Below are 11777 nucleotides of genomic sequence, written 5' to 3'. Positions count from 1 at the left end.
CCTGTCCGACGCACGCTACCGAAGGAGAGCGTGCGTCGGACAGGCGCTCTACTTCGGCGACGCTGTCCCGCGAGTCAGAGCCGATGCGTCAGCGCATCAGCTTGTACTGCGGGCAGTCGAACGGGTCGCGTGCCGCGAGCCCCACCCGGTTCAGGTAGGCGACGACGATCAGGTACGACTGCCCCAGGCTCGTCTCCGTGTAGGGGATGCCGAGGTTCGCGCAGTGCTCCCGGACGATCTCGGCGGTCCGGATGAGGTGCGGCCGCGGCATGCTCGGGAACAGGTGGTGCTCGGTCTGGAAGTTGAGCCCGCCCATGAGGATGTTCATGAACCAGCCGCCGCGGATGTTTCGCGAGGTCAGGACCTGCTTCGACAGGAAGTCCATGCGGCTGTCGGCGGGGATGATCGCCATGCCCTTGTGGTTGGGCGCGAACGACGCGCCCATGTAGACGCCGAACACGGCCATCTGCACGCCGAGGAACGCGAAGGCCATACCGGGCGGCAGTGCCCAGAACAGGATCGCGACGTAGATGGTGAGGCGGACCGTGATGGTGACGAGCTCGCGGATGCGGGACCGCAGGGTCTCAGGCGGTCCCTGGAACAGCGAACGGATCGAGGTGACGTGCAGGTTCAGGCCCTCGAGGGTGAGCAGAGGGAAGAACAGCCAGCCCTGGTACTTGTTGATCCACCGCTTGAGGCCGCGCTGCTGGCGGGCGCCGTCCTCGGTGAACGCGATCGTGTCGTTCTCGATGTCCGGGTCCTTGCCGACCCGGTTGGGGTTGGCGTGGTGCCGGGTGTGCTTGTTCATCCACCACGAGTAGCTGATGCCGACCACCGTGTTGGCGATCAGCCGGCCCAATCGGTCGTTGCGCGGGCCGGACTCGAAGATCTGGCGGTGGGCGGCCTCGTGCGCCACGAAGGCGAACTGGGTCAGTACCAGGCCGAGTGCCCCGGCCATGAGGAGCTGGAACCATGAGTCGCCGAGCAGGACGAACCCGGTGACGATCCCGCCGAGCGCAACGGTGAGCGCGGCGAGGTTCCAGGCGTAGTAGTGGTGGGCGCGGTGGAGCAGTCCGGCGTCGCGCACGGTACGTGCGAGCGACGAGTAGGTGCTGGTCACCGGCTGCGCATCGGGGTCACGCGGTTTGGTCGGGCGGAAGCCCTCGCGGACGATGGGGGCAGCTTGGGCCATGTGGTCCTCACATGCTCGGTGTCGACTTCCCAGTCGTGGAGTCGGACGGTCTCGTCCATCGTGCAGATGGGCTGAGCCTACGGGACCGTAGGTTACTGTCGCGAGGGGCAGTTGTGGACGCCTCGCGAAGGATTTTAAACGGTGTGTTGACCTTTACTTGTCCGTACGTTCGCCAACTCGGTCGGCTTCGTCCTCGATCAGCGGTACGAACCGGTACCCGCCGTGCTCGGTGGCGCGGGTCCGCCCGTCGGGCAGACGCTCGATGAGCAGGAGCGACGTCCGGATCGGGATGACCATGCGCCCGCCGTAGCCGACCTGTTCCACCAGCGCGCGCGGGAGCGCGCGGGCCGACGCCGACACCAGGATGCGGTCCCAGCCGTTCGCCCGGGGCTGCCCGAGCACGCCGAGCGTCGCCTGCACGACCTGCGCCCACGTCATCCCGGTGCGCTCGACGTTCGCCGCGCCCCACTCGGCGAGCCGGCTGTCGCGCTCGACGCCCAGCACCGAACCCTGCGGTCCGGTCAGGTAGGCGAGCAGCGCGGTGCTCCAGCCGGAGCCCGCGCCGACGTCGAGCACCCGGGCGCCGATCGGCACGCGCAGCAGGCGGAGCATCGCGGCGACAGTGGTGGGCTGTGACGACGTCTGGCCGCGCCCGATCGGCAGCGGCCGGTCCTGGCCCGCGAACGGCCGCTGGGACCGGGGCAGGAACTCACGACGGGGCACCGCTCGCATCGCCCGCTCTATGTCGTCGTGCTCGACTGCTGGTTCAGAGACCATCAGGATCACCCGATCCCAGGGTAGGCACACGCGGATCCAGGTCGCCAGGTGCTCTACCCCTCGTGCTCGACGCGCGTGCGTGCGGCATCCCCGACGAGGGTGGGCAAGGCCACGTGCCCACCGGTTTGAACCCGCCGGACCGTTCGCGTAACCTGGTGCTTCGGTGTGCTGTCTGCACACCCGTCCTGCGTGCCCATGGCGCATCGCACTCGACCGCCGCGGCGGAGCGAGTCACAGCAAAGCCGGTGGATTCCGTCCTGCGCGCACGCCAAGACTAGAGAGATGAGTTGAACGTGGTGTACGCGATCGTCAAGGCTGGTGGCCGTCAGGAGAAGGTGTCCGTCGGGAGCATCGTCGTCATGGACCGTGTCCAGGCGAACCCCGGTGAGACCCTCGAGCTCCCGGCCCTCCTGCTCGTGGACGGGGAGAAGGTGACCACCGACGCGAAGAAGCTGGCGAAGGTCAAGGTCACCGCCGAGGTCGTTCGGGACGAGAAGGGTCCCAAGATCACGATCCTCAAGTACAAGAACAAGACCGGTTACCGCAAGCGTCAGGGCCACCGTCAGTCGCTGACCCGTCTCAAGGTCACCGGCATCAAGTGACTTCCGCTGCGGGCCTCCTCTGACCGAGCCTCCTCTTTCGAGAGAGCCCGCGCGTGATCCAGATACTTCTTCTTCTACTTCTTCGTCCCGAAAGACAGGTCCTGAGATGGCACACAAGAAGGGCGCGAGCTCCTCGCGCAACGGTCGTGACTCCAACGCCCAGCGCCTCGGCGTGAAGCGCTTCGGTGGCCAGGTCGTGAAGGCCGGCGAGATCATCGTCCGCCAGCGCGGCACCCACTTCCACCCCGGCATCAACGTCGGCCGCGGCAAGGACGACACCCTGTTCGCCCTCACCCCCGGCGCCGTGCAGTTCGGCGCGCGTCGTGGCCGCAAGGTCATCGACATCGTGACTGTCGAGGCCTGAGTACCGGCTTCCGCGTAAGGGGGCGCACCGGTGACGGTGCGCCCCCTTACGTCTTTTCACGAGCGGCTCCGAGCCGCTCCACCTGAGCAGTTTTTGAGAGGATCGAGACATGGCCAGCTTCGTAGACCGGGTGGTGCTCCATGCCGCCGGGGGAAACGGCGGGAACGGCTGCGCCTCGATCCGCCGCGAGAAGTTCAAGCCCCTCGCGGGGCCCGACGGCGGTAACGGCGGCGACGGCGGCACGGTGAAGCTGGTCGTCGACGCGAGCACCACCACCCTGCTGGAGTACCACCACTCGCCGCACCGGCGGGCGACGTCGGGCACCCAGGGGATGGGCGACGACCGGGACGGCGCCAAGGGCGGCGACCTGATCCTGAAGGTGCCGGACGGCACTGTCGTGAAGGACCTGGACGGCAACGTCCTGGCCGACCTCGTGGGCGACGGCGCCGAGTACATCGTCGCCGCGGGCGGCAAGGGCGGCCTGGGCAACCGGGCGCTGTCGTCGCCGAAGCGCAAGGCCCCCGGCTTCGCGCTGCTCGGCGAGGAGGGCGACGAGGCCGAGATCGAGCTCGAGGTCAAGACGATCGCCGACGTGGCGCTCGTGGGCTTCCCGAGCGCGGGCAAGTCGTCGCTGATCGCCGCCATCTCGGCGGCCCGCCCCAAGATCGCCGACTACCCGTTCACGACCCTGGTGCCGAACCTCGGCGTCGTGCAGGCCGGCCAGTCGCGCTTCACCGTCGCCGACGTGCCGGGCCTGATCCCGGGCGCGAGCGAGGGCAAGGGCCTGGGCCTGGAGTTCCTGCGGCACATCGAGCGGACGGCGATGATCGTGCACGTGCTCGACTGCGCCACGCTGGAGCCCGGTCGCGACCCGATCAGCGACCTCGACATGATCGAGGCCGAGCTCGCCAGCTACTCCGGCGACCTGGGCATCGAGGGCGGCCGCGTGCCGCTCAACGAGCGGCCCCGCCTCGTGGTGCTCAACAAGATCGACGTGCCCGAGGGCCGCGAGCTCGCGGAGTTCGTCAAGCCCGACCTGGAGGCGCGCGGGCTGCGCGTCTTCGAGATCTCGACGGCCACTCACGAGGGCCTGCGCGAGCTGAACTTCGCCCTGGCCGAGGTCGTGGAGAAGGCTCGCGCGGAGGCGCCCGCGCCCGAGCCTGCGCCGATCGTGCTGCGCCCGCGCGCCGTGAACGAGTCGAAGTTCACCGTGCGGCGCCTGGGCGGCGAGACCGATTACTGGTTCGAGGTGCGCGGCACCAAGCCCGAGCGCTGGGTGAAGCAGACCGACTTCAACAACGACGAGGCCGTCGGCTTCCTCGCGGACCGGCTCGCCAAGCTCGGCGTCGAGGACGGGCTGTTCAAGGCGGGCGCCGTCGCCGGCGACGAGGTGCGCATCGGCGACCCGAACAACGCAGTCGTCTTCGACTGGGAGCCGACGCTGCAGACCGGTCCGGAGCTGCTCGGCGGCCGCGGCACGGACCTGCGCCTCGACCAGAACGAGCGGCCGACCCGCGGCGACAAGCGTCGCGAGTTCACCGAGCGCATGGACGCCAAGACCGAGGCCCGCCGCGAGCTGTGGACCGAGCGCGAGGCCGGCCACTGGACGGACCCGGACCAGGACTGACTGGTTGTGGGCGCAACCGTTGCTACTACCCGCCCGGTTTGGGCGCAACGGTCGCGCCCACAGCCAAGGGGTCGTGCCCGGAGCGTGAAATGACCGCGCGTTCGGGGGCGGGGTGCAGCGAGGATGAGGGCGTGAACCAGGATTCTGCGAACGTCCGGTCCGTGATCGCCACCGCCAAGCGGGTGGTCGTGAAGATCGGCTCGTCCTCGCTGACCGGCCCGGACGGGCACCTCGACGTCGGGGCGCTGCGCGGGATCGTGCAGGTCCTGGCGGCCCGTCACGCCCAGGGCGCCCAGATCGTGCTCGTCACGTCGGCCGCCATCTCGGCGGGCATCGGCCCGCTGGGGCTCGGCACCCGGCCGCGCGACCTCGCCACCATGCAGGCGGCGGCATCGGTGGGCCAGGGACAGCTCGTGGGCCGGTACCAGGAGGCGTTCGGGGCGTTCGGCATCCAGATCGGCCAGATCCTCCTTACCGCCGAGGACACCGTCCGCCGCGCCCGCTACCGCAACGCGCAGCGCTCGTTGGAGCGCCTGCTCGCGCTCGGCGTCGTGCCTGTCATCAACGAGAACGACGCCGTCACCACCGACGAGATCAAGTTCGGCGACAACGACCGCCTCGCGGCCCTCGTGTCGCACCTGGTGCGGGCGGACGCGCTGCTGCTCCTGACCGACGTCGACGGCCTGCACGACGCGCCGCCGTCCCGCCCCGGCGCCCGCCGCATCCCGCTGGTCAGCGACCTGGCCGAGGTGTCGGCCGTCGAGGTGACCGCGCGCGGCAGCTCCGTCGGCACCGGCGGCATGGTCACCAAGCTGGAGTCGGTGCGGATCGCCACCGGCGCGGGCGTCCCCGCCGTCCTCACGCTCGCGGCCAACGCGTCGGCCGCGCTCGCGGGCGAGGACGTCGGCACGTTCTTCACGGCCACGGGACGCCGCACGTCGGCGCGCAGGCTGTGGATCGCGCACGCCGCCCGCACGCAGGGCCGCCTCCACCTGGACGACGGCGCCGCGCGCGCCGTGCTCGGCGGCCGCGCCTCCCTCCTGCCCGCCGGGATCACCAAGGCCGAGGGCCACTTCGACGCGGGCGACCCCGTCGAGCTCGTCGCGCCCGACGGCACGGTGATCGCCAGGGGCCTGGTCGCCTTCGACGCGAGCGACCTCCCCGCCCTGCTGGGGCGCTCCACCTACGCCCTCCGGGACGAGCTGGGGGAGGGGTACGACCGCGTGGTCGTGCACCGGGACGACCTGGTGCTCGACCGGCCCGCGAGCTCCAAGGGCCGCTCCTGACGGCTTGACGCGTCCACACCACGGATCGCCCTCGGCTCCGGCGCTCGCCCGTCGTACTCTCGGAGCATGACGACAGTGACCCAGGACGAGGCGACACCTGCCGGAGGCGCGAGCGCCGGAGCAGCCACGCCGCCGTCGGGCACCGCGGACGTCACCACCTCGGTGCGCGACGTCGCCCGGCGCGCCAAGGTCGCCTCGCGCACCATGGCCCTGGCGAACCGCATGACGAAGGACGCCGCCCTCGGTGCGATCGCCGACGCCCTGGTGGCGTCCGCGGACCGGATCGTGGCCGCGAACGCCGAGGACCTGGAGCGCGGGCGCGCGAACGGGATGTCCGACGGGCTCCTGGACCGGCTCGCCCTCACCCCGGAGCGGATCGGGAAGATCGCGGACGCGCTGCGCGACGTCGCCGGGCTGCCCGACCCGGTCGGCGAGGTCGTGCGGGGGCAGACCCTGCCGAACGGCCTGCGCCTGCGCCAGGTCCGCGTCCCGATGGGCGTGGTCGGCATGATCTACGAGGCCCGCCCCAATGTCACGGTCGACGCCGCGGGCCTGGCCCTGAAGTCCGGCAATGCGGTGATCCTGCGCGGGGGGAGCGCGGCGGCGTCGTCGAACGCGGTGATCGTGGCCGTGATGCGGGGCGCCCTGGAGGCGCGGGGCCTGCCTGCCGACCTGGTCCAGTCGATCGACGCCTACGGCCGCGAGGGCGGCGTGGCGCTCATGCGCGCCCGCGGCCTCGTGGACGTGCTGATCCCGCGCGGCGGCGCCGACCTCATCCAGACGGTGGTCCGTGAGTCCCTCGTGCCCGTCATCGAGACGGGCGTCGGCAACGTGCACGTCTACGTGGACGCGACGGCCGACGTCGACATGGCCGTGGCGATCGTGATGAACGCCAAGACCCAGCGGGTCGGCGTCTGCAACGCGGCCGAGACGCTGCTCGTGCATCAGGACGCCGCCGCGGCCTTCCTCCCGGCGGCGCTCGCTGCGCTGTCCGACGCCGGCGTGGTGCTCCACGGTGACGACGCAGCCATGTCCTTTGCTCCCGCCGGGGCCGACATGATTCCTGCTACGGATGAGGACTGGGCAACGGAGTACCTGGCGCTGGAGCTCGGCGTCCGCGTCGTGCCGTCGCTCGACGAGGCGATCGAGCACATCCGTACCTGGTCCTCCGGGCACACGGAGGCGATAGTCACGCGGGACATCACGGCGGCGGACCGGTTCGTCGCGGAGGTGGACTCCGCGGCCGTGATGGTGAACGCGTCCACGCGGTTCACCGACGGCGGCGAGCTCGGCCTGGGTGCCGAGGTGGGCATATCCACGCAAAAGCTGCATGCGCGTGGTCCCATGGGACTGAGCGAGCTGACCACCACGAAGTGGGTAGTAACGGGCGACGGGCACATCAGGCCGTGAGGCCCCGTTGGCGTCCTGGAGACCTCCCCAGGATCTCCTTGCGGCCCAGTGCCGCGGTGTACTCGCCGCAGGAGGTCCGTGAGAGACTAAAGCCCACCTGAGCACGTCCGACTGGGAGGAACCCCCGTGCTGCACAACGCCGTCCTGGCCGCCGAGGCCGCCGCGGAGCACGTCAACGAGCCGATCGCTCCGATCGCGATGGGCCTGATCGCCTTTGGCGCGCTCGTGGCCGCGCTGGTCGTCACGTACGCGTTCCGCAACGTCGGCAACCGACACTGATCCGCCTGGAGCCTGACGACCAGATGAGCGCACCCACCGTATGAGTGCCCCCACTGGGACCAGGCCGCGCATCGGAGTGATGGGCGGCACGTTCGATCCCATCCACCACGGTCACCTCGTGGCCGCGAGCGAGGCGGTGGCCCAGCTGGGGCTGGACGAGGTCGTCTTCGTCCCCACGGGCCGGCCGGGGTTCAAGCAGAAGCAGCGGGTCACGCCGGCGGAGCACCGTTATCTCATGACGGTGATCGCCACGGCGTCCAACCCGCGCTTCACCGTGAGCCGCGTCGACATCGACCGCGCGGGCCTCACCTACACGGTGGACACTCTTCGGGACCTGCGTGCCGAGCGTCCGGAGGCGGACCTCTACTTCATCTCGGGAGCGGACGCCATCCAGCAGATTCTTCGGTGGAAGGATGCCGAGAAGCTCTGGGACATGGCACACTTCGTCGCTGTCACACGGCCAGGGCACATGCTCTCCGTGGACGGGCTTCCTCGGGACGGTGTGACGACGCTCGAGGTTCCTGCGCTCGCCATCTCCTCGACCGACTGTCGTCGTCGGGCCGAGGAGGGTTTGCCGGTCTGGTATCTGGTGCCTGACGGCGTGGTCCAGTACATCGCCAAGCACGGACTGTATCGAGGTCTTCACGATGAGTGACAACAAGGGTCGTCCCATGACGCGCCGCGAGATCCGCGAGCGCGAGGCTGCCGCTGCGGCCGCCGCCGCAGGTGGTAGCGGCGCCGGTGGCGGTGCTTACCCGCCGCAGGGCGGTCAGCAGCCTCCGCACCGCGGTGCGCCCGCGCCCGAGAGCGGCTGGGCGCCGCAGAACCCGCCGGTCGCCCGCCCCCCGCAGGCGACGGGCGGCTCGCGCGGCGTGGACGCGACCGGTCGTCTGACGCCGGTGCAGCAGCCGGGCGGCAACCCGCCGCCGTACGGCGCCGGTGGTCCCGGCCAGGGCCGGCCGGGTGGGCAGTCCGCCCCGGGCAACCACGGCGCCCCGCCGTCCGGCCCTGGCGGCCGTGGCGGACCCGGCCAGGGTGGTCCCGGCCAGCAGAGCGCGCCGCCCAGCCCGTTCGGTTCCCGTCAGTCCGGTCCCGTGCCGCCCGCCCCGCAGCAGGGTCGGTCCGGGCGGTTCGGCGGCCAGAACGCCCCCCAGGCTCCCGGCCCCGGCATGCCCGGCGGCCCCGGTCGGTCCGCTGACTCCGGCCAGACGTCGCAGTGGGGGGCCGCGGCGCCGACCCAGCCGCCGTCGAGCCCGCCCTCGCCGTTCGGTACCCGCTCCGGCCCGCCCAGCGCGCCCGGTGGCCTCGGCCAGCAGCGGCCGGGCAGCCCGAGCCGTTCGGCGGGCGGTGCACCCGGCTCCATGTCGGCAGGCGCGCCGGCCCCCGCCCTCCCCTGGGAGTCCAGCAGCCAGACGGCGGCGCCGCAGTCCCTGCCGCCGGGCGGTGCGCCTGCGGGTCCTGCTTCCCCGTTCCCCGGGCGTCCGGGTGCCGGCGGCCCTGGCGGCCCCGGTTCGGGTCCGGTCGGCGGTCCCGGGCAGCAGCGCCCCGGTGCGCCGGGCCAGTTCGGTCCCGGCCCGGCCGCCCCGTCCCGTGCTTCCCGCCGCGAGGTGGAGGAGGAGTGGGACGAGGAGGAGGACGAGGGTCCGCAGTACACCTGGCTGCACTACATCATCCTGGTGGTCGTCGCATTCGTGCTCGGCCTCCTGATCTGGAAGCTCGTGCTCGAGGGCGACAGCGGCACCTTCGACACGGACCAGGCGGCGGCCCTGCTGGGCACCCTGCCGGGTCTGTCACCCGGCTTCATGAGAGGCGGTGCCGCATGACGGCGACCGAGCGTGCCACAGAGCTCGCGATTCTCGCTGCGCGAGCGGCGAGCAGCATCAAGGCGCAGGAGATCATCGCGCTCGACGTGAGCGAGCAGCTCGTGCTCACCGACGTGTTCCTCATCGCGTCCGGCGCCAGCGAGCGTCAGGTCTCCGCGATCGTCGACGCCGTCGAGGAGGCGCTCTTCAAGGAGGGCGTCAAGCCGATCCGGCGCGAGGGCAAGTCCGAGGCGCGGTGGGTGCTGATCGACTTCGGTGACATCGTCGTGCACGTCCAGCACGCCGAGGACCGCACCTACTACGCGCTCGAGCGCCTGTGGAAGGACTGCCCGGCGATCCCGCTCCCCGAGGACGCACGCGGTGGCGGCGACACGGGCGAGTACAGCGAACCCGACGACGGCGCCATCCACCTGGCCGGGGACTCGCGCCGGTGACCGCAGGGACGGTCGTGCTGCTGCGCCACGCGCGCACGGCATACAACGCCGGCCTGCGGCTGCAGGGCCAGATCGACATCCCCCTCGACGAGGTGGGGCGCTGGCAGGCCGAGCAGGGCGCCACGGCGCTCGCGGCGTCGCACAAGGCGTCCCTCGTCGTCGCGAGCGACCTGGAGCGGGCGCGGCACACTGCCGAGGCGTACGCGCGGCACCTGGGCCTGGACGTCGTGACCGACGCCGGGCTGCGCGAGCGCTCGTTCGGCATCTGGGAGGGCATGACCGACGCCGAGATCGCCGAACGCTGGCCGGACGAGCACGCCCTCTGGCGCGGCGGCGGTGAGCCGACGGTCGCGGGCGTCGAGTCGAAGAACGCCGTCGCCCGGCGCATGGAGGAAGCCGTGCTGCGGCACGCCGGCGCCCTGGGCGCGGGGGAGACGCTCGTCGTGGTGTCGCACGGTTCGGCGATCACGCAGGCGATCACGCGTCTGCTGGGCCTGGACCCTGCCACCTGGCGCGGGGTGCACGGCCTGCACAACGTGCACTGGTCGCACCTGCACGCCTCCACCCCGGGGGCGACGCCGGACTGGCGGCTCGTCGCGCACAACGTCGGTGCCGGGTACCCGCTCGACACCTGGCAGTCCGGGCCGGAGGCCCGGCAGTAGCCGTCGGTTTCCTGGCGCGGTTCCGGCGTGCGGTCTCCTGCGTGATCGAACGCACGCCGGTTTTGATTTGGTCCTCGGCGCCGGTCTGCATAGACTAACGACGCTCGCCCGGCCCGATGGCTGGGGGAGACCAATTCGGGGCTGTGGCGCAGCTGGTAGCGCACCTGCATGGCATGCAGGGGGTCGGGGGTTCGAGTCCCCCCAGCTCCACCCATGTGATGACGCGAGACATCGTTCATAGATGTCTCGCGTCATCGTTTATATGTGAGGGCCCTGCCATCGGCCGGGCTCTCTGCTCGTCGGGGCTGTGGGGGCCAGGGCTGGCTCGGATGTCCGCTTCCAGAACACGCCTGGGCCTGGTTCTGGGCCCATAAGCATGCGTGATGGTGTTCTGGAAGCGGACCTTGCCCGCGGCGTCAGACCGGCGCGGCTCGGCGCTGAACCGCAAGGTCGTGGTCCGCGTCCCGGGGCGAACCGCAGGTCGCGTGTCGATCCGGGCCCTGAGCGACGTGCTTCTCTCGGCTCGGCGTGCGCGGCCATGGTCATCGTGCGGTTCGGCACCGGCTACTCTCGCGTCGGGTGAGGTTCCTCCTCGTCGGACGTCAGCATTCCGATGAGTACCCGGCGGATGGTTCGTCGGAACTCCGAGCCCTTCTGTGGCCCTCGGGTTTCCAGCGCAGCTCGTAGGTGTGGGTGCTTCCCGTCGGCCGCGACCCGGAGCAGAAACGACTCCTGGGCCGCTCGTCCGTCGTCGGGTGCGTCGCGAGCGCGCAGCTCCTCGGCGGCGAAGAGACGGGTGAGCCCGCTGACGATCGCGATCGCCTCAAGCTTGGTGCCGCCGTCGGCCGAGGACTGCTCCAGGTAGGTAAGGGCCGATTCGAGGTAGCCGATGGCGTTCGGCCCCAGCGGCGTCCGCTGCGACAGCAGGGTGACCATCCACGGGTGGCGGAGATAGACGGTCTTCGCCTCTGCCACCAGGGTCACCATGTCACCGAGCCAATCGCCGCTGGCAGGACGGCTCAGGTCGATCTGCCCCGTGACCGTGTCCGCCATGACGTCGAGCAGGTCACCGAGGCCGCCGACGTAGCGGTAGAGGCTGGCCGGCCCGGTACCGAGACGGGTGGCCACCTGTCGCATCGAGACCGCAGCCAGCCCTCCGGCGTCGGCGATGGCGATCGCGGTGGCAGTGATCTCGGCGAGGCTCCGTTCGGGCGCCGGGCCTCGGGACCCGCGTGCGCGTCGGTCCCAGATCGATCTTGATTCGCCGGTCACATTCACTCCCTCACGATCTTCACCCGTGTACCCTAATACCGCGAACGAT

13 protein-coding genes and 1 tRNA gene are annotated in these 11777 nt (G+C 71.1%); 11 read left to right on the top strand and 3 right to left on the bottom strand.

The features are described from left to right. Positions 1–88: 88 nt before the first annotated feature. Both ACFT2C_RS23370 and ACFT2C_RS23365 read right to left on the bottom strand, forming a co-directional pair. Complete coding sequence (locus ACFT2C_RS23370; protein WP_377209475.1) at positions 89–1192, bottom strand: fatty acid desaturase family protein; 1104 nt, start codon at positions 1190–1192, stop codon at positions 89–91. Between the two features lie 153 nt (positions 1193–1345). Beyond that, positions 1346–1969, bottom strand: coding sequence for a protein-L-isoaspartate O-methyltransferase (locus ACFT2C_RS23365; protein WP_377209474.1), 624 nt, complete (start codon positions 1967–1969; stop codon positions 1346–1348). 293 nt (positions 1970–2262) lie between these two features. Between ACFT2C_RS23365 and rplU the strand changes: the two genes are divergently transcribed. The 11 genes from rplU (at position 2263) to ACFT2C_RS23310 (ending at position 10666) form a co-directional block, all read left to right on the top strand. Beyond that, positions 2263–2571 (top strand): 50S ribosomal protein L21, encoded by a 309-nt coding sequence (rplU, locus tag ACFT2C_RS23360; RefSeq protein ID WP_377209473.1) that lies wholly within the window; start codon positions 2263–2265, stop codon positions 2569–2571. A gap of 106 nt (positions 2572–2677) precedes the next feature. After that, the gene (gene rpmA / locus ACFT2C_RS23355; RefSeq protein ID WP_108495115.1) at positions 2678–2935 is read left to right on the top strand and encodes a 50S ribosomal protein L27; all 258 of its coding nucleotides are present in this window, start codon (positions 2678–2680) and stop codon (positions 2933–2935) included. Positions 2936–3044: 109 nt separating this feature from the next. Then, positions 3045–4562, top strand: a complete 1518-nt coding sequence (gene obgE, locus ACFT2C_RS23350) for a GTPase ObgE (RefSeq protein ID WP_377209472.1) — start codon at positions 3045–3047, stop codon at positions 4560–4562. A 131-nt stretch (positions 4563–4693) separates the two neighbouring features. Further along, positions 4694–5848, top strand: a complete 1155-nt coding sequence (gene proB / locus ACFT2C_RS23345; protein ID WP_377209471.1) for a glutamate 5-kinase — start codon at positions 4694–4696, stop codon at positions 5846–5848. A 66-nt stretch (positions 5849–5914) separates the two neighbouring features. Next, positions 5915–7258 (top strand): glutamate-5-semialdehyde dehydrogenase, encoded by a 1344-nt coding sequence (locus tag ACFT2C_RS23340; RefSeq protein ID WP_377209470.1) that lies wholly within the window; start codon positions 5915–5917, stop codon positions 7256–7258. A gap of 126 nt (positions 7259–7384) precedes the next feature. Then, positions 7385–7537, top strand: a complete 153-nt coding sequence (locus tag ACFT2C_RS23335) for a hypothetical protein (RefSeq protein ID WP_377209469.1) — start codon at positions 7385–7387, stop codon at positions 7535–7537. Between the two features lie 40 nt (positions 7538–7577). Continuing rightward, a complete protein-coding gene (gene nadD, locus ACFT2C_RS23330; RefSeq protein ID WP_377209468.1) occupies positions 7578–8192 on the top strand; it encodes a nicotinate-nucleotide adenylyltransferase in 615 nt (204 codons plus the stop codon). After that, the gene (locus tag ACFT2C_RS23325) at positions 8185–9360 is read left to right on the top strand and encodes a hypothetical protein (RefSeq protein ID WP_377209467.1); all 1176 of its coding nucleotides are present in this window, start codon (positions 8185–8187) and stop codon (positions 9358–9360) included. The genes nadD and ACFT2C_RS23325 overlap by 8 nt, the downstream gene beginning before the upstream one ends. Continuing rightward, positions 9357–9794, top strand: a complete 438-nt coding sequence (rsfS, locus tag ACFT2C_RS23320; RefSeq protein WP_377209466.1) for a ribosome silencing factor — start codon at positions 9357–9359, stop codon at positions 9792–9794. The genes ACFT2C_RS23325 and rsfS overlap by 4 nt, the downstream gene beginning before the upstream one ends. Then, on the top strand, positions 9791–10456 hold the full coding sequence (locus ACFT2C_RS23315; RefSeq protein ID WP_377209465.1) for a histidine phosphatase family protein: 666 nt from the start codon (positions 9791–9793) through the stop codon (positions 10454–10456). Before rsfS ends, ACFT2C_RS23315 begins: the two co-directional genes overlap by 4 nt. A gap of 137 nt (positions 10457–10593) precedes the next feature. Beyond that, positions 10594–10666, top strand: a tRNA-Ala gene (locus ACFT2C_RS23310). A gap of 354 nt (positions 10667–11020) precedes the next feature. Here ACFT2C_RS23310 and ACFT2C_RS23305 read toward each other — a convergent pair. Further along, positions 11021–11728: a TetR/AcrR family transcriptional regulator gene (locus ACFT2C_RS23305; RefSeq protein ID WP_377209464.1), complete on the bottom strand. Its 708-nt coding sequence runs from the start codon at positions 11726–11728 to the stop codon at positions 11021–11023. Positions 11729–11777: the final 49 nt, after the last annotated feature.

Source organism: Promicromonospora sp. NPDC057138 (assembly GCF_042670845.1).
In the GTDB taxonomy this organism is placed as follows: Bacteria; Actinomycetota; Actinomycetes; order Actinomycetales; family Cellulomonadaceae; genus Promicromonospora.
The sequence above is the reverse complement of the archived record's forward strand: the minus strand, read 5'-3'. Positions and strand labels throughout refer to the sequence as shown.

Coding starts and splice junctions, on each gene's coding strand:
- ACFT2C_RS23370 (WP_377209475.1), bottom strand. CDS start 1,192: ATGGCCCAAGCTGCCCCCATCGTCCGCGAGGGCTTCCGCCCGACCAAA.
- ACFT2C_RS23365 (WP_377209474.1), bottom strand. CDS start 1,969: ATGGTCTCTGAACCAGCAGTCGAGCACGACGACATAGAGCGGGCGATG.
- rpmA (WP_108495115.1), top strand. CDS start 2,678: ATGGCACACAAGAAGGGCGCGAGCTCCTCGCGCAACGGTCGTGACTCC.
- obgE (WP_377209472.1), top strand. CDS start 3,045: ATGGCCAGCTTCGTAGACCGGGTGGTGCTCCATGCCGCCGGGGGAAAC.
- ACFT2C_RS23340 (WP_377209470.1), top strand. CDS start 5,915: ATGACGACAGTGACCCAGGACGAGGCGACACCTGCCGGAGGCGCGAGC.
- nadD (WP_377209468.1), top strand. CDS start 7,578: ATGAGTGCCCCCACTGGGACCAGGCCGCGCATCGGAGTGATGGGCGGC.
- ACFT2C_RS23325 (WP_377209467.1), top strand. CDS start 8,185: ATGAGTGACAACAAGGGTCGTCCCATGACGCGCCGCGAGATCCGCGAG.
- rsfS (WP_377209466.1), top strand. CDS start 9,357: ATGACGGCGACCGAGCGTGCCACAGAGCTCGCGATTCTCGCTGCGCGA.